The sequence below is a fragment of the Kocuria himachalensis genome, from assembly GCF_054784195.1.
Map to the genome: position 1 here is coordinate 51,920 of NZ_BAAGPL010000015.1, position 17,107 is coordinate 69,026.

The 17,107-nt window shown below is 73.4% G+C and carries 15 protein-coding genes; 1 reads left to right on the top strand and 14 read right to left on the bottom strand.

Translation table 11 applies throughout. The annotated features are described in order from the left end of the window. Positions 1-28: 28 nt before the first annotated feature. The 8 genes from ACYVM4_RS09515 to rpsO all read right to left on the bottom strand — a co-directional run bounded on the left by ACYVM4_RS09515 (position 29) and on the right by rpsO (position 11,687). Positions 29-3,028, bottom strand: coding sequence for an FtsK/SpoIIIE family DNA translocase (locus ACYVM4_RS09515; RefSeq protein ID WP_460668363.1), 3,000 nt, complete (start codon positions 3,026-3,028; stop codon positions 29-31). A 62-nt stretch (positions 3,029-3,090) separates the two neighbouring features. Then, complete coding sequence (locus tag ACYVM4_RS09520) at positions 3,091-4,782, bottom strand: ribonuclease J (protein WP_368820651.1); 1,692 nt, start codon at positions 4,780-4,782, stop codon at positions 3,091-3,093. Positions 4,783-4,795: 13 nt separating this feature from the next. Then, positions 4,796-5,752 carry a 4-hydroxy-tetrahydrodipicolinate synthase gene (dapA, locus tag ACYVM4_RS09525; protein ID WP_460668364.1) on the bottom strand — a complete coding sequence of 319 codons (957 nt, stop codon included), beginning with the start codon at positions 5,750-5,752 and terminating at the stop codon, positions 4,796-4,798. A gap of 145 nt (positions 5,753-5,897) precedes the next feature. Beyond that, entirely contained in the window at positions 5,898-6,530 is a 633-nt protein-coding gene (locus ACYVM4_RS09530) for a hypothetical protein (protein ID WP_460668365.1), read from the bottom strand. A 5-nt stretch (positions 6,531-6,535) separates the two neighbouring features. Beyond that, positions 6,536-7,339: a 4-hydroxy-tetrahydrodipicolinate reductase gene (dapB, locus tag ACYVM4_RS09535; protein WP_460668366.1), complete on the bottom strand. Its 804-nt coding sequence runs from the start codon at positions 7,337-7,339 to the stop codon at positions 6,536-6,538. 64 nt (positions 7,340-7,403) lie between these two features. Next, a complete protein-coding gene (locus ACYVM4_RS09540; protein ID WP_460668367.1) occupies positions 7,404-8,828 on the bottom strand; it encodes a M16 family metallopeptidase in 1,425 nt (474 codons plus the stop codon). 54 nt (positions 8,829-8,882) lie between these two features. Continuing rightward, positions 8,883-11,153: a polyribonucleotide nucleotidyltransferase gene (locus ACYVM4_RS09545; RefSeq protein WP_460668368.1), complete on the bottom strand. Its 2,271-nt coding sequence runs from the start codon at positions 11,151-11,153 to the stop codon at positions 8,883-8,885. Between the two features lie 264 nt (positions 11,154-11,417). Beyond that, on the bottom strand, positions 11,418-11,687 hold the full coding sequence (gene rpsO, locus ACYVM4_RS09550) for a 30S ribosomal protein S15 (protein WP_017832923.1): 270 nt from the start codon (positions 11,685-11,687) through the stop codon (positions 11,418-11,420). Between the two features lie 265 nt (positions 11,688-11,952). On the opposite strand from rpsO, the gene ACYVM4_RS09555 reads away from it, so the two are divergent. After that, complete coding sequence (locus ACYVM4_RS09555) at positions 11,953-12,822, top strand: aldo/keto reductase (RefSeq protein ID WP_368820657.1); 870 nt, start codon at positions 11,953-11,955, stop codon at positions 12,820-12,822. A gap of 15 nt (positions 12,823-12,837) precedes the next feature. On the opposite strand, the gene ACYVM4_RS09560 is transcribed toward ACYVM4_RS09555, so the two are convergent. The 6 genes from ACYVM4_RS09560 to rbfA all read right to left on the bottom strand — a co-directional run bounded on the left by ACYVM4_RS09560 (position 12,838) and on the right by rbfA (position 17,071). Then, positions 12,838-13,839 carry a bifunctional riboflavin kinase/FAD synthetase gene (locus tag ACYVM4_RS09560; RefSeq protein ID WP_460668369.1) on the bottom strand — a complete coding sequence of 334 codons (1,002 nt, stop codon included), beginning with the start codon at positions 13,837-13,839 and terminating at the stop codon, positions 12,838-12,840. A 30-nt stretch (positions 13,840-13,869) separates the two neighbouring features. Then, positions 13,870-14,544 carry a GNAT family N-acetyltransferase gene (locus ACYVM4_RS09565; protein WP_460668370.1) on the bottom strand — a complete coding sequence of 225 codons (675 nt, stop codon included), beginning with the start codon at positions 14,542-14,544 and terminating at the stop codon, positions 13,870-13,872. A gap of 100 nt (positions 14,545-14,644) precedes the next feature. Next, a complete protein-coding gene (locus ACYVM4_RS09570) occupies positions 14,645-15,127 on the bottom strand; it encodes a hypothetical protein (protein ID WP_460668371.1) in 483 nt (160 codons plus the stop codon). 37 nt (positions 15,128-15,164) lie between these two features. Beyond that, positions 15,165-15,536, bottom strand: coding sequence for a hypothetical protein (locus ACYVM4_RS09575; RefSeq protein ID WP_368820661.1), 372 nt, complete (start codon positions 15,534-15,536; stop codon positions 15,165-15,167). Further along, on the bottom strand, positions 15,536-16,600 hold the full coding sequence (gene truB / locus ACYVM4_RS09580) for a tRNA pseudouridine(55) synthase TruB (RefSeq protein WP_460668372.1): 1,065 nt from the start codon (positions 16,598-16,600) through the stop codon (positions 15,536-15,538). Before truB ends, ACYVM4_RS09575 begins: the two co-directional genes overlap by 1 nt. A gap of 21 nt (positions 16,601-16,621) precedes the next feature. Then, entirely contained in the window at positions 16,622-17,071 is a 450-nt protein-coding gene (gene rbfA / locus ACYVM4_RS09585) for a 30S ribosome-binding factor RbfA (protein WP_368820663.1), read from the bottom strand. Positions 17,072-17,107: the final 36 nt, after the last annotated feature.

Genomic DNA, 17,107 nt, shown 5'->3' on the forward strand with positions numbered 1-17,107 from the left:
ACTTCCTGGTGGGTGGGACGGGGTCGGCTCAGCGGCCGGTCAGCTGCCAGGCGTCCTCGGAGCCCTCGGGGTCCTCGGCGCCGTCGCCGTGGTCGGTCGCGGTCCGGGCCAGCGACGCCTCGACCGGGTCCTCGCCGTAGTCGACCGATCCGCCGGACCCGCCCTGCGGCGCGGGCGGGTCCTCGCCCCGGAGCACGGCGAGGGTCGCGGCGAGGTCGTCGGGCTTGACGAGCACGTCCCGCGCCTTGGACCCCTCCGAGGGGCCGACGACGCCGCGGGACTCCAGCAGGTCCATGAGCCGGCCGGCCTTGGCGAAGCCGACGCGCAGCTTGCGCTGGAGCATGGAGGTGGACCCGAACTGGGTGGTCACCACGAGCTCGGTGGCCTGCAGCAGGACGTCGAGGTCGTCCCCGATGTCCTCGTCGATGGTCTTCTTGGGGGCGTCCTGCACCACGTCCTGGCGGTAGTGTGCCTTCATCTGGCCCTTGACGTGGTCGACGACCTCGTGGATCTCCGACTCGGTCACCCACGCGCCCTGCACGCGCATCGGCTTGGAGGCGCCCATGGGCAGGAACAGGGCGTCGCCCTGGCCGATGAGCTTCTCCGCGCCCGGCTGGTCCAGGACCACGCGGGAGTCGGTGACCGAGGACGTCGCGAACGCCATCCGGGAGGGCACGTTGGCCTTGATCAGGCCGGTGACCACGTCCACGGAGGGCCGCTGGGTGGCGAGCACCAGGTGGATGCCGGCGGCGCGGGCGAGCTGGGTGATCCGCACGATCGCGTCCTCGACGTCGCGCGGGGCGACCATCATCAGGTCCGCGAGCTCGTCGACGATCACGAGCAGGTACGGGTACGGCCGGATCACCCGCTTCGAGCCGGGCTCGGGCTGGACCTTGCCGTTGCGCACGGCCTTGTTGAAGTCGTCGACGTGCTTGTACCCGTAGTGCGAGAGGTCGTCGTAGCGGGCGTCCATCTCCCGCACGACCCACTGCAGCGCCTCGGCCGCCTTCTTGGGGTTCGTGATGATGGGGGTGATCAGGTGGGGCACGCCCTCGTAGGCGGTGAGCTCGACCCGCTTGGGGTCGACCATGACCATCCGCACCTCGTCCGGGGTGGCCCGCATCAGGAGCGAGACGATCATCGAGTTCACGAAGCTCGACTTGCCCGCTCCAGTGGCGCCGGCGACGAGCAGGTGCGGCATCTTCGCGAGGTTGGCCACCACGTAGCCGCCCTCGACGTCCTTGCCCACGCCCATCACCATGGGGTGCTCCGTCTTGCGGGCGTTGTGCGAGCGCAAGACGTCGCCCAGGGAGACGGTCTCGCGGTCGGTGTTCGGGATCTCGATGCCGATCGCGGACCGGCCGGGGATCGGCGAGAGGATCCGCACGTCCGCGGAGGCCACGGCGTAGGCGATGTTCTTGGACAGCGCCGTGACGCGCTCGACCTTGGTGCCGGAGCCCAGCTCGATCTCGTACCGGGTGACGGTGGGCCCGCGGGAGAAGCCGGTGACCACGGCGTCCACGTTGAACTGCTCCAGCACGCTCGTCAGGGAGGCGACCACGGCGTCGTTGGCCTCGGAGCGCTCCTTCGGCGGCGGCCCCTGCACGAGCGCGCCGGGCGCGGGCAGGGAGTAGGCGATGTCGCCCTCGAGCTTGAGCTGCTCCGCGCGGGCGGGGATGGGCGACTCGGGGGTGTGGGTGCGGGCGGTGACGGACGTGGAGCCGGTGGGCTCGGCGGCCACGTCCTCGAGCGCCGGGGAGCCGGAGCCCGCGGCGGTGTCCGCGGCCGGCTCGAGACCCTGCTCCCGGCGGAGCCGGCGGGCGGCGAGCTGCTCCTGGGTGGGGCGCTTCTGACCCGGCCGCAGGACGTCGCTGCCCTCCCCCTCGACGGTGGCCGGGACGGCGGCAGGATCGGCGGGCCCGGCCGCAGCCCCTGCCGCGGTCCGCGCCGCGGCGGCGCGCTGCCGGGCGGCGCGCGCGGAGTCGACGTCGAAGACGCGGGTGGGCGCCTGGCCGTCGGCGGCCTCCTCGTCGACGACGGCGCGCTCGAAGGCCTCGTCCCCGCGGTAGCCGTCGAGGGCGCGGCGCTCGGCCTCGGCCGCCTTGCGCTCGCGGCGCTTCTCGCGGCGGGTCTTGGCCGCCTCGGCGCGCGCGGAGTGCTCGTCGAGATAGGAGCGGTCGTGCCGGGCGGCGGAGACGTCGGTCGCGGAGACCGGGCCGTCCTGGCCCATGAGCCGCCAGTAGCCCTGCCGCAGGCGGGGCAGGATGAGGTTGACGGGGGTCGCGGTGACCACGAGCACCGACAGGAACAGGGCGGCGACGAAGATGGCGCCGGCGCCGACCGGGGTGATGAGGGCGCTCAGCGGGTCGGCGGCGAGGAAGCCCACGTAGCCGCCGGCGCTCCGCAGCGCCTCCTGGCCCTGGCTCGGGGACGGCTGACCGAGGAGCACGTGCGCCAGGCCGGAGCCCGCGACGACGGCGGCGCCCAGCCCGATGGCGATGCGGTTGTTGGCCGAGGTGTCCTCGGGGTGGCGGAAGCGGCGCAGGGCGAAGCCCACGAGGGGCAGCGGCAGCACCAGGGCCGTCCAGCCGAAGGTCCCGGCGAGGACCTCGTGCACCGCGGACGCGGGGACCGCCAGCCACGGCGCGGACGCGCCGGGCAGGTTCCACCACTCGACGGCCGCGGCGAGCAGGCCGAGCAGCAGCAGGAACAGGGCGCCGCCGTCCCGCAGGGACTCCGCGGGCACGTCGGTGCGCAGGGTGCCCATGCGGCGCACGGCGCCGCCGACCACGTGGGCGAGGGCCGTCCAGACGCCCCCGACGGCGCGGGCGCACCACGCCAGGGCGGCGCCCAGCCCGTGCAGCACGCGCGGGGAGCTCTCGGCGGGCGCCGAGGGGCCCCGTCCGGCGGTCGACGGACGGCGGGTGGAGGTGGACCGGCTGGATCCCGACGACCGCGCAGAAGACGTGCTGTTCTTGCCACGCGACGTCGAGGCGCCCTTGCGGGCGGGGGAAGTACGAGTCGCCATGCTCCCAGGGTAGACCACGGCCTCCCCCCGTCCGCGGTGCCGCACGGGGGGAGACCGGGTGCTCAGGCCTCGATGACGACCGGGACGATCATGGGCTTGCGGCGCAGCCGGCGGCTGACCCACGAGCCGATCGTGCGGCGCACCACCTGCTGGAGCTGCTGGGTGGTGTGGTTCTTGCCGGAGTGGTTGATGGCGTCCTCGAGCGCGGCCGTGATCTTCGGCTTGATCTCGTCGAACACGCTGTCGTCCTCCGCCACGCCGCGGGCGTGCACGTCCGGGCCGGTGACGACCTTGCCGGTGTCCCGGTTCACCACGGTGATGACGGAGATGAAACCCTCCTCGGCCAGCACGAGCCGGTCCTTGAGGTCGGCGTCGGTGATGGTGCCCACGGAGGAGCCGTCCACATAGACGTAGCCGCACTCGACCTGGCCGGTGATCCGCGCCTCGCCGTCGGCCAGGTCCACCACGGTGCCGCCCTCGGCCAGGAGCACGTGGTCGGTGGGCACGCCGGTCTCCTCGGCGAGCTTGCCGTTGGCGATGAGGTGCCGGACCTCGCCGTGCACCGGCATGACGTACCCCGGCTCCACGATGTTGTAGCAGTACAGCAGCTCGCCCGCGGCGGCGTGCCCGGAGACGTGCACCTTGGCGGTGCCCTTGTGGACCACGGTGGCGCCCAGCCGCATGAGCCCGTTGATGATCCGGAAGACCGAGTTCTCGTTGCCGGGGATGAGCGACGACGCGAGGATCACGGTGTCGCCCTCGGTGAGCTGGACCTTGTGGTCGCCGTTGGCCATGCGGGACAGGGCGGCCATCGGCTCCCCCTGCGACCCGGTGCACATGATGACCAGCTGCGAGTCCGCGTGGTCGTCGATCCGCTTCTGGTCGACCAGGGTGTCCGGCGGGACCTCGAGGTAGCCCAGTTTCTCGGCGATGGTCATGTTGCGCACCATGGACCGGCCCATGAACGCGACCTTGCGCCCGTGCTCGGCGGCGGCGTCGAGCACCTGCTGCACGCGGTGGACGTGCGACGAGAAGGACGCCACGACCACGCGCTTGGGCGCGCGCCCGATCACGTCCGCGAGGACGGGGCCGATGTGCTTCTCCGTGGGGGTGAACCCGGGGACCTCGGCGTTGGTGGAGTCGGTGAGGAACAGGTCCACGCCCTCCTCGCCCAGCCGGGCGAAGTGGCGCAGGTCGGTGATCCGGCCGTCCAGCGGCAGCTGGTCCATCTTGAAGTCGCCGGTGTGCAGGACGGTGCCGGCCTTCGTGCGCAGGAACACCGCGAGGGCGTCGGGGATCGAGTGGTTGACGGCCACGAACTCGCACTCGAACTCGCCGAGCCGCTCGACCTGCCCCTCGCGCACCGCCATGGTGTAGGGCTTGATCCGGTGCTCCTGGAGCTTCGCCTCGATGAGCGCGAGCGTCAGCCGGGAGCCGATCACGGGGATGTCGGGGCGGCGCTTGAGCAGGTACGGGACGGCGCCGATGTGGTCCTCGTGGCCGTGGGTCAGCACCACGGCCACGACGTCGTCGAGCCGGTCGACGATGTGGTTGATGTCCGGGAGGATGAGGTCCACGCCCGGCTGGGTCTCCTCGGGGAAGAGCACGCCGCAGTCGACCACGAGCAGCTGCCCGTTGATCTCGAACACCGTCATGTTCCGGCCGACCTCGCCCAGCCCGCCCAGCGGGACGACGCGCAGGACGTCCTTGCCGAGGGCGGGGGGAGCCGACAGGTCGGTGTGCCACTGGGTCATGGGACCCCTTTCGTCAGTCTATGGTCTCGAGGAGGGTGTCGGAGATGACCGAGCCCTGCAGGTCCGCGCGGATCAGGGCGGCCTCGGCCTCCGTGGGCGGGACGTGCGGGAGTCGCACGGTGTTGTGCGGCAGCCGGCCCTGCCACCTGAGGATCGTCTTCGCCGCGACGGCGCCGGGGGCGCGGGTCATGGTGGCGCGGACCACGGGCTCGAGCTCCGCGTTGATCCGCTGGGCCGTGCCGAGGTCCTGGGCGCGGATCGCGTCGACGAGCTCGCGGTACCGGGCGGTGGCCACGTGGGTGGTGACGCCGATGAGCCCGGCGGCGCCGATGGCCATCCAGGGCAGGGTCAGGCCGTCGTCGCCCGAGTAGTAGAGCAGGTCGGTCTCGGCCAGCACCCGGGTCGCGGCGACCAGGTCGGCCTTGGCGTCCTTGACGGCCACGATGTTGGGGTGCCCAGCCAGGGAGATCAGGGTCTCGGTGGCGATCGGGATGCCGGCGCGGCCGGGGATGTCGTAGAGCATGATCGGCAGGTCCACGGAGTCGGCGAGGCTGCGGAAGTGGGCCTCGACGCCGGCCTGGGAGGGCTTGTTGTAGTACGGGGTGACGATGAGCAGCCCGTCCATGCCGAGCTTCTCGGCCGCGCGGGAGAGGTAGCGGGAGTGCTCGGTGTCGTTGGAGCCGGTGCCCGCCAGCAGGGGCACGCGGGAGCCGACGGCGTCCTTGACGGCGCGGAACACGGAGAGGTTCTCCTCGTCGGTCATGGTGGAGTACTCGCCCGTGGTGCCGCAGACCACGAGGCCGTCGCAGCCGTCGTCGACGAGCTGCTCGGCCATGGCCGAGGTGGCGTCCAGGTCCACGGAGCCGTCCTCGGCGAAGACGGTGATCATCGCGGTGAGCAGCGTCCCGAACAGGGGCTCGGACCGGGTCGCGGGGAGGTCGGCGGAGGAGGGCGAGGCGTTGGCAGTCATGGGTGCCAGGTTACCGTCTTCGCGCCGGGGGCACCGGCGGGCGGGCGGGCGGGGCCCGCCGCGGCCGCGAGGATCCGGACCCCGCCGGCCGTGCGGCAGGCGGTCTCCGTGCCGTCCACGGGGCCGGTCGTGCTCGCCGGCTGTCTCAGGCGCGCCCCTCGCCCGGGGGGTCGGCGGGCTCCACGTTGCGGGCGGAGCGCCCGCGGGAGAGGGCCACGGCGTCGCGCATCGCGGAGCGGGCGCGGGTCCGGTCCCCGGCGGCCGCGTAGGCCAGGGAGAGCCGGTACCAGTTGCGCCACTCGCCCGGGTCCTCCTCGGTCTGCGCCCGCCAGGTCCCGAAGCGCTCGTCGGCGGCCTCCCGCACGATGCGCCCGCCGGGGGTCCGCGGGAGGTCGTCGGGCGGCAGCCCGCCCTCCTCGTGCAGGGTCCGGCCGAGCTGCTCGGTCCGGACCCCGAACAGGACCTCGCGCACCAGCGCCCACACGCCCACGGCCGGCAGCACCAGCATGGCGACGCCGAAGGCCTTGGCGATCCAGCCGTCCGTGCCCAGCAGCAGCACCGCGCGGTGCAGGCTCAGGCCCAGATAGACGACGAGCAGCGTCACCATGGCAGCGGCGAGCAGCTTCGCCTTGCTCGTCGACTCCAGGAGCGTGAAGACGCCGGCGAAGACGAGCACCGCGAGGATCCACAGCTTCGAGCCGCCGGGGATCGGCAGCAGCCACAGGGTCAGCAGGGCCGCCGCGAACAGGCCCCAGATCCAGGCCCGGATCGAGTCCATCGGCCCTACAGCCCCAGGTCGAGGTAGTCCTCGAGACCGTGCGTGAGCCCCGGGTGGGAGACGACCTGCCGGACGCCGAGCACCACGCCGGTCATGAAGGAGATCCGGTCGAAGGAGTCGTGCCGGATGGTGAGCTGCTCGCCGAGGTTGCCGAGGAGCGTCTCCTGGTGGGCGACCAGCCCGCGCAGGCGCACGGAGTGCACGCGGACGTCGTCCACGAGCGCGCCGCGGGCCCCGTCCGGGTCCTGCTGGGTGGCGTCGGGGGACGGCGCGACCCCCGCGGCCCGCCGGGCCTCGCCGACGAGGGCCGCCGTGCGCGCGGCCGTGCCCGAGGGGGCGTCGACCTTGTCCGGGTGGTGCAGCTCGACGATCTCGACGGACTCGAAGAACCGGGCGGCCTGCGCGGAGAAGCGCATGGCCAGGACCGCGCCGATGGAGAAGTTGGGGGCGATGAGCACGCCCACGCCCTGGTGCTGGGCGAGCAGCGCCCGGGTCCGGTCCAGGCCCTCGTCGTCCCAGCCGGTGGTGCCCACGACGCAGTGGATGCCGTGCTCCACGGCGAAGCGCACGTTGTGCTCCGTGACCGAGGGGACGGTGAAGTCAATCACGACCTGCGCGCCCGCCGCGACCAGGACCTCGAGGGAGTCCTCGTGGTCCAGCTCCGCGACGAGCTGCAGCCCGTCGGCGTGCCGGACGGCCTGGGCGGCCTCGCTGCCCATCCGGCCGCGGGCACCGAGGACGGCGACCCGGAGCTCGGAGGCGGGGGGCGCCGTGGCGGTGGTGGTCTCGGTGGCGGTGCGCTCGGTCATGGCTCCAACTCTAGGTCACGGGACGGGTGGGGCCGCCGCCGGGGGTGCCGGCGGCGGCGTCCGGTCAGCGGCGGGTGGGCGCCACGATGGTGGTCACGACGGGCCCCTCGGCCAGCCACCCGGCGAGCTCCCGGACCTGTTCCGGGGTCACGGAGCGGACCCGGTCCAGGGACTCGTCGATGTCGAGGAACTCCCCCGACTTCAGCTCCGCGGAGCCCAACCGGGACATCCGAGAGCCGGTGTCCTCGAGGGCGAGCACGGTGCCCCCGCCCAGCTGGCCCACGACCTTGCGCAGCTCGTCCGCCCCGATGCCGTCCCGGGCGAGCGTCTCCAGCTCCCCCGTCATGAGCGCCACGACCTCGTCGGTGCGCGCGGGCAGGCACCCGGCGTACATCCCGAAGTAGCCGGCGTCCGAGTAGGCCCCGGAGAAGGAGAACGTGCTGTAGGCCAGGCCGCGCTTCTCGCGGATCTCCTGGAACAGCCGGGAGGACATCCCGCCGCCCAGGGCCGCGTTGAGCACGGTCATCGCGAAGCGGCGGTCGTCCCCGGCCACGAGCCCGGGCCGGCCGACGACCACGTTGGTCTGCTCCACGGGCCGCTCCAGGAAGTGCTCGCCCCAGTCCGGGAACAGGGGCGCCGGGGTGCGCCCGCGCCGCGGGAGGGGGGCCGCGGGGACGGCCGGATCCCAGCCCGCGCGCTCGAGGGCCTCGGCGACGAGGGCGACGACGACGTCGTGCTCGAGGCCGCCGGCGGCCGTGACCACGAGGCCCTCGGGCCGGTAGTGGCGGCGGTAGTGCTCGACCACCGCGTCGCGGGGCACCGCGAGGATCTCCTCGGGGGTGCCGCCGATGGGCCGGCCGAGGGGATGGGCCCCCAGCACGCGCTGGGTGAACTCCTCGAAGGCGACGTCCTCGGGGTCGTCCTTGTCCATCGCGAGCTCCTCGAGGATGACCCCCCGCTCCCGCTCGAGCTCGTCCGGGTCCAGGGCGGCCGACGTCACCATGTCGGTGATGACGTCGATCGACATCGGGAGGTCCTCGGCGAGCACCCGCGCGTAGTAGCACGTGTGCTCCTTGGCCGTGGCCGCGTTGGACTCCCCGCCCACCTCGTCGAAGGCCTCCGCGATCTGCAGCGCCGAGCGCCGCTCGGTGCCCTTGAACAGCAGGTGCTCGAGGAAGTGCGTGGAGCCCAGCCGGCCGGGCTGCTCGTCCCGGGAGCCGACGCCGACCCAGAAGCCGACCGTCACGGCCCGCTGGGCGGGCATCCGCTCGGTGAGCACCCGGGTGCCGCACGGCAGGACCGTGCGGCGGACCACGTTGCCGCCGGCGCCCTCGTGGAGGGTGTGGCTGAAGCCCGCGGCGGCCGTGGTCAGGGCCGCGGCCGCCGCGGAGGGGGAACTGCGGGGAACCGCCGAGAGGCGGACGTCCGCGCCCGGGGTGCTCCCCGGGCCGCGGTCGCCCGCCTCCAGCGGCAGATCGACTGCCGTCATCCAGCTGTGCTGCTTTCTGTGCTCGTGCGGTGCTGTGCTCGGGACGGGCCCGGCTCAGGCCTCGGCGGCGTCGGTGGCGTCGTCCTCGGGGAAGACGTTGGGCTCCTCGGCGACCACGGGGGCCAGGGACAGCTTGCCGCGGTCGTCGACCTTCGTGATCTCGACCTGGACCTTCTGGCCCACGCCGAGGACGTCCTCGACGTCGGTGACGCGCTTGCCCTCGTTGAGCTTGCGCAGCTCCGAGATGTGCAGCAGGCCGTCCTTGCCGGGGGTGAGAGAGACGAAGGCGCCGAAGGTCGTGGTCTTGACCACGGTGCCCAGGTAGCGCTCGCCGACCTCGGGGACCTGCGGGTTGGCGATCGCGTTGATCGCCGCGCGGGCCGCCTCGGCCGAAGGGCCGTCGGTGGCGCCGATGTAGACGGTGCCGTCGTCCTCGATCGAGATGTCGGTGCCGGTGTCCTCCTGGATCTGGTTGATCATCTTGCCCTTGGGGCCGATGACCTCGCCGATCTTGGAGACGGGGACGGTCACGGAGATCACTCGCGGGGCGAACTCGCTCATCTCGTCCGGCTGGTCGATGGCCGCGTTGAGCACACCGAGGATGTGCAGCCGGGCCTCGCGGGCCTGGGTCAGCGCGGCGTCCAGCACCGAGGAGGGGATGCCGTCGAGCTTGGTGTCGAGCTGGATCGCGGTCACGAACTCGGAGGTGCCGGCCACCTTGAAGTCCATGTCGCCCAGCGCGTCCTCGGCGCCCAGGATGTCGGTCAGCGCGGCGTAGCGGGTCTCCCCGTCCACCTCGTCCGAGACCAGGCCCATGGCGATGCCGGCGACCGGCGCGCGCAGGGGCACGCCGGCGTTGAGCAGCGACAGGGTCGAGGCGCAGACGGAGCCCATCGACGTGGAGCCGTTGGAGCTCAGCGCCTCGGAGACCTGCCGGATCGCGTAGGGGAACTCCTCCCGCGAGGGCAGCACCGGGGTGATGGCGCGCTCGGCCAGGGCGCCGTGGCCGATCTCGCGGCGCTTCGGGGAGCCCACGCGGCCGGTCTCGCCGGTGGAGTACGGCGGGAAGTTGTAGTGGTGCACGTAGCGCTTGTGCTTGACGGGCGACAGCGAGTCGATCTGCTGCTCCATCTTCAGCATGTTCAGCGTGGTCACGCCCATGATCTGGGTCTCGCCGCGCTCGAAGATCGCGGAGCCGTGCACGCGCGGCAGGACCTCGACCTCGGCGGTGAGCTGGCGGATGTCCGTCAGGCCGCGGCCGTCGATGCGCACCTGCTCGGTGAGGATCCGCTGGCGCACGGTCTGCTTGGTCAGCGCCTGGTAGGCGCCGTTGACCTCGTCCTTGCGCTCGGCGAAGGGCCGGCCCTCCCCCGTGAGCTCCGCGAGGGTCGCCTGGTGCAGCTCGTCGGTCGCGGTCTCGCGCTCCTGCTTGTCGGCGATCGAGTAGACCTCGGCGAGCCGGGTGCCGACGGAGGCCGCGACGGCCTCCCGGGCGTCGTCCCCGAAGCCGCCGAAGCGGGGCAGCTCCATCTCCGGCTTGCCGGCGCGGGCCCGCAGGTCGGCCTGGGCGTCGCACAGCGCCTTCAGCGCCGGCTTGGCGGCCTCGAGACCCTGGGCCACGAGCTCCTCGGTGGGGGCCACGGCGCCGTTGTTCTTGATGAGGTTCCAGGAGTTGTCGGTGGCCTCGGCCTCGACCATCATGATCGCGACGTCCTCGGTGCCGTCCTTGCCGGTGACGACCCGGCCGGCCACGGCCATGTCGAACACGGCGTTCTCGAGCTGCGAGTGCTTCGGGAAGGCCACCCACTGGTGCTGGCCGTTCTCGCCGGCCATGAGCGCCACGCGCACGCCGCCGACGGGGCCCTGGAAGGGCATCCCGGACAGGGTCGTGGCCATCGACGCGGCGTTGATCGCCACGGTGTTGTAGATCTCGTCCGGGTTCATGGACAGGATCGTGACGACGACCTGCACCTCGTTGCGGATGCCCTTGCCGAAGGCGGGGCGCAGCGGGCGGTCGATGAGCCGGCAGGTGAGGATCGCGTCCGTGGAGGGACGGCCCTCGCGGCGGAAGAACGAGCCCGGGATGCGCCCGGCGGCGTACATCCGCTCCTCGACGTCGACCGTCAGGGGGAAGAAGTCGAAGCCCTGGCGGGGGGACTTGCCCACCGTGGTGGCGGCGAGCATGGTGGTGTCCTCGTCGATGGAGACGAGGGTGGAGCCGGCGGCCTGCTTGGCGAGGCGGCCGGTCTCGAAGCGCACGACGCGCTTTCCGTAGGAGCCGTTGTCGATGACGGCTTCGGCGTACTGGATCTCGGGACCCTCCAAGGGTCACCTCCGTTTCGTGTCGGCGGGACCGTCCGCGCGTCACCCGGTCTTCGATCGAGATCCACGGAAGGGCCGGGGCCGCGGGGGCCGTCCGGTGTCCGGAGATCACTACCGAGGACCGCGAATGATCGGCGCGGTGGCCCCGTCTGGTGTTCGATGGTGCTTGTCTCTGGTGGTGCGGTGCACCCGTGCGGCTGCCGTGCCGTGCGGGCGTGGTGCTCGGCGGCGTCCTCCCGTTGCCGGGCGGACGCCGCCGGGTGCCGACTAGCGGCGCAGGCCGAGCCGCTCGATGAGCGTGCGGTAGCGCGTGATGTCGGTGTCGCGCAGGTAGGTCAGCATGCGGCGACGGCGACCGACCAGGGCCATCAGGCCGCGGCGGGTGTGGTGGTCGTGCTTGTGCTGCTTCAGGTGCTCCGTCAGATCGGCGATCCGGCGGGTCAGGACCGCGATCTGCACCTCGGGCGAACCGGTGTCGCCCTCGTGGGTCGCGAAGTCCTTGATGATCTCCTGCTTGATGGCGGCGTCGAGTGCCACGTGTAACTCCGTTCGAGTCAGTACCGTGCGGCCCGGGCGACGGGCTCGTCGCCGGGTCCCGGGAGCTCCCGGGGGTCCGACAACCACGGACTGCAGTCGGACCGCCGTCCAGTCTAGCGGACCCGGGCGCGCCGCCCCACCCCCGGGCGGCGCGGCGCGCTGCGCTGGGCGTCCCCCGGCCGGTGGGCCAAGATGGGAGGGACACCGGCCCGGGCATCCGGGCGCCGGGACGGGACCGGCACGACGAGACGAGCAGGAGCAGCGCGTGAGCAAGGACGAGAAGGACGGGCGGGGCCTGGCGGTCGCCGACCGCACGCACACGATGCGGGACGGCCGGCGCATTCCCGCGATCGGGCTGGGCACCTACCCGATGGACGACGCCGCGGCCGAGGCCGACGTCGCCGAGGCCCTGATGCTGGGGTACCGGATGGTGGACACCGCGGTGAACTACGGCAACGAGACCGGCGTGGGGCGCGCGATCGCGGCGGCGGGCGTGCCGCGCGACGAGCTGTTCCTCACCACCAAGCTGCCGGGCCGGGACCACGGCACGGACTCCGTGCGCCGCTCGCTCGAGGGCTCCCTGCGGCGCCTGGGCACCGACCACGTGGACCTCTACCTCATCCACTGGCCGAACCCCTCGGTCGGCCGGTACGTCGAGACGTGGCGGACGATGCTGGAGCTGCAGCAGGAGGGACTCGTGCGCTCGGTGGGGGTGTCCAACTTCACCCCCGCCCACATCCGGCGCCTGGTCGAGGAGACCGGCGAGACGCCGGCGGTCAACCAGGTGGAGCTGCACCCGCAGTACCAGCAGGAGCGGCTGCGGGAGTTCCACCAGGAGCACCGCATCGTCACCCAGGCCTGGTCCCCGCTGGGCCGCAAGACCGACCTGCTCCAGCACGAGTGGATCGCGCGGATCGCCCGGCGGACGGGCCGAACCCCGGCGCAGGTCGTCCTCCGCTGGCACCTGCAGTCGCACACCGTGCCGGTCCCGAAGAGCTCCGACCCGCGGCGCATGGCCGAGAACCTCGACGTCTTCGACTGGGAGCTGGACGAGGACCAGATGCACCGGATGCAGATGCTGCACACGGGGATCAGCGGGTCCGGCTACGACCCGAACAGCCACGAGGAGATGTAGCGGGCGGGCCGGGGCTCAGGCCTCGGCCGCCAGGATGCCCCGGGTGCGCTCGACGTCGTCGTCCATCTGCGCGACGAGCTTGTCGACGCCCTCGTAGGCGACCATCCCGCGCAGCCGGGCGACGAACTCCACGACCACTTCCTGGCCGTAGAGGTCGAAGTCCTCGACCCGCTCCTCGGGGCGGTCGATGACGTGCGCCTCGACCTGCCGGGGCACGTTCTCGAACGTGGGGTTGGAACCCACGGAGATCGCGGTGGGCCAGCGCGTGCCGTGGGCGTCGACCAGCCACCCGGCGTACACCCCGTCCGCGGGGACGAACCCGGCCGCGTCCGGGGACAGGTTGGCCGTGGGGTAGCCGAGCTCCCGCCCCCGGGCGGCCCCGTGCACCACCTCGCCGCGCACCCGGTGGTGGCGTCCGAGCAGCCGGGCGGCCGCGCGGACGTCGCCCGCCTGCAGGCAGGCCCGGATCCACGTGGAGGAGCAGCGCCGTCCCCCCGCCGTGGTCGCCGCCGGGGCGTGCTCCGGGTGCTCCTCGTGCAGGGGATCGAGCAGGTCGTCGACCACCCGGACCTCGAACCCGTGGCGCCGCCCCAGCTCCTGGAGCGTGTCGATGTTGCCGGAGTTGTCCTTGCCCAGGCGCGTGTCCTCGCCCACCACGAGGCAACGCGCCCCGAGCGGTCCCACGAGGGTGCCGAGCACGAACTGCTCGGTGGACTGCTCCGCGAACTCCAGGGTGTACTCCAGCACGAGGGCGGCGTCCGCCCCGGTCCGCTCGAGGGCGTCCAGCTTGTCCTCGATGCCCATGATCAGTCCCGGGTGGCCGTCGGGGCGGTGCACCTGCGCGGGGTGCGGGTCGAACGTCACGACCACCGAGGCCCAGCCCCGCTCCCGGGCGGAGTCGACGAGCTGGGACAGCACCCGCTGGTGGCCCCGGTGGACACCGTCGAAGTTGCCGATGGTGACCACGGACGGGCCGAAGCCCGGGGGGACGTCAGAGAGATCTCGCCAGCGGAACACGGTTCTCCTCGCAGGAACGGGACAGGCAGGTCAGGGTCGGGGCGGGGCGGGGCGCGGCCGCACGGGCCGATGCGGGCCGCCGGGCTCCTCCGGGTGGGCGGCGGAGGGGGACGGCGGGCCGTCCCACGGGGCCTGCGGGGAGCGGGGGTCCTCCGCGCCGAGGGTCAGGATCCAGGCGTCGACCGAGGCGCCGCGCTGCTCCATGAACCCGTCGATCCGCACCGGGGAGCGGAAGCCGAGCCTCCAGGCGAGCTTGCGGCTGGCCCAGTTGGGGACCTTCGCCATCCAGTATGCATGGGTGAGGCCCAGGGACCCGAAGGCGTGCTCGAGCAGCAGCCGGCAGGCGGCCTCCGCGGCGCCGGTGCCGCGGGCGTGGGGGCCGAAGTTGAGCCCGATGTCCGCCGTGGTCCCCCGCAGGGCGTTGAGCCCCACCGTCCCGTGCAGCCGGTCGGTGCGGGCGTCCGCGACCGCCCAGTTGTACTCGCGGCCGGCGCGCCAGGCCGCGGGGACGAACTCCTCGACGTACCAGCGCGCATCGGCCTCCGTGTAGCCCAGGGGCACGGTGGTGAACTCCGCGGCCGCGGGGTCCGCGCAGTTGCGGGCCAGCTGCGGGACGTCGCGCTCCTCGAGCCGGCGCAGCACCACGGTGCCGTCGGTGAGGACGGGGACGTCGTAGTCCTCGGCGCCGTCGGGGCGTACGGGCATCGGCGGGGATCCTTTCGGGAGGCGTGCGGCGCGGGGCGCTCCGGCCCGCGACCGAGCCTACCCGGTGCGTGCCGGGTCGCTGTCCGGGACGGGCGAGCGGTCAGGCGGGGGCGCGCCCGGCCCGGGGCCGGGACCGGCGGAGCCAGGCGAGGCCGACCACGGGCAGCACCAGCGGGACGTAGCCGTAGTCCTGCCCGAAGTGGGACCACACGCTGGCCTCGGGGAACAGCTCCGGGGCGAGCACCGACAGCAGGCCCACGCCGAGCACGCCGACCAGCTCCACCGCCACGGCGGCGGTGGCCAGCCGGTGCCAGCGGGGGCCGGGCCGGGCGAGGGCCACGGTGGCCACCACGTAGACGGCCGCGGCGAAGGCGGAGAGCAGGTACGGCAGCGGCGCGGCCCCGAAGCCGGTCGAGATCTGGTAGAGCGAGCGGACACCGGCCGAGAGGGAGAAGACGGCGTAGACCACGACGACCAGCCGGCCGAAGCCCGAGGACTTGCGGTCGCCGCGCGCCGTGGCGGCGCGTGGCCCGAAGCGCTGCTGCAGCCGGGTGGGGCCGCTCTGCGAGGGCTCGTGCGTCATCGGGACGTCTCCTGCGGGGTCGTGGCGGTCCGGGGGTTCACTGGTAGTACCAGATGTAGTTCATGCGGTACACCATGATCGCGACCACGGGGCCCGCGGCCGCGAGCACCCAGTTGGACCAGCTCGAGCGCTCCACGAGGGACCACACGAAGGTTCCCGCCGGGACGAGCAGCGCGGTCAGCAGGTAGCCCCAGTGCTCGAGGGCCGATCCGGTGGGGCCCGGGCCCAGCACGTGCATGACGACCGAGCCCACGGCGTGGACGAGCAGGAACGCCTCGAGCAGCAGCACGGAGCCCTGGGTCCAGTCGTCCGGCTGCCGCCCGCGCACGGCCTGCACCGCGCACACCAGGAAGGACAGGGCGCCCAGCAGGGCCGCGGCCCAGAACCAGCCGTCGTAGCCCCCCAGCATCAGCGCTCCCCCCGGGGGGCGTGCGGCGGCGCGGGGAACCGCTCCCCGGGCAGGAAGACCAGGACGGGCTTGGCGGTGCGCTCGCCGCGGTGGCCGCGGTCGGACAGCAGGGCCACGAGCCGCCCGTCGGGGGCGAAGCCGGCGGTGACCGTGTCGTTGTCGAGCGCGCTCCCACCGGGGTGCCCGCCGAGATCATCACCGCCGTCCCCGGCGCTGGGGCCGATCCGGCGGCCGTGGGCGACGTCCTCGGCCTCCGCCGCGGTCAGCCGGCGGGCGGGGAACAGCCCGGCCGCGGCCTCCTCGAGGCTCGTCACGGGCAGCGGGCGGCCGGCGGCCACCTCCGCGGCGAGCTCGTCGAGGGTCGACGCGTCGTCGAGGGTCCACGCGCCCACCCGGGTGCGGCGCAGCGCGGTCAGGTGACCGCCCACCCCGAGGTCGGCGCCGAGGTCCCGGGCCAGGGCCCGGACGTAGGTGCCCGAGCTGCAGGTCACGGTGACGTCGACGTCGAGGACCGCCCGCCCGGCGTCGTCGGCGGTGCGCACGAGCCGGTGCACGGCGAACTCGGACACGGTGACGGGGCGCGCGGCGAGCTCCACGTCCTGCCCGGCGCGCACCTGGGCGTAGGCGCGGCGGCCCTCGACCTTGATGGCGCTGACCTTCGCGGGGACCTGCTGGATGTCCCCGGTGAGCCGCACGACGCCGGCGGCCACCGCGTCCTCGTCCACCGCGGCCACGGCCCCGGGGCCGGCGACGTCGAGGACCTCTCCCTCGGCGTCGTCGGTCACGGTGGTCAGGCCGAGCCGGATCGTCGCCGCGTACGTCTTGTGCTGCCCGACGACCCAGGTCAGGAGGCGGGTGGCCCGGTCGACGCCGAGGACCAGCACGCCCGTGGCCATGGGGTCCAGGGTCCCGGCGTGGCCGACCTTGCGGGTGCCCGCGAGGCGGCGGGTGCGGGCGACGACGTCGTGGCTGGTCCAGCCGGCGGGCTTGTCCACGACCACGAGCCCGGACGGCGTCGGCAGGGACGGGTCCGGGCGCGGGACGTCAGTGTTCGTGCGGGTCACTTCCCCGGTGCCTCCGCCTGCTCAGCGGTCCGGGGAGGACTCGTCGTCCTCCTCGGCCGGCTTCCGGTAGGGGTCCTCCCCCGCCGCCCAGCTGGCGCCGGCGGCCTGGGCCGCGACCTCGGCGTCCTTCTCCTTGGCCGCTCGCAGCACCTCCTCGAGGTGGGAGGCGTTGACCGGGATCTCGTCCGGGACGAAGGTCAGAGTGGGGGTCAGGCGGGCCGTGATGTTGCGGCCGACCTCGCTGCGCAGCACGCCCTTGGCGGACTCGAGGGCGGCGCGGGTGCTCTCCTGCTCCTCCGCGGTGCCGAACACCGTGTAGTACAGGGTGGCGTGCTGGAGGTCGTTGGTGACGCGGGCGTCCGTGATGGTCACGAAGCCCATCCGGGGGTCCTTGACCCGGCGCTCGAGCGCCTGGGCCACGACGACCTTGATCCGGTCGGCGAGTCGGGCGGCGCGTGCTGCGTCAGCCATGGTGGATGCTCCTCGGGTCGGGACGGTGCTCGGAGT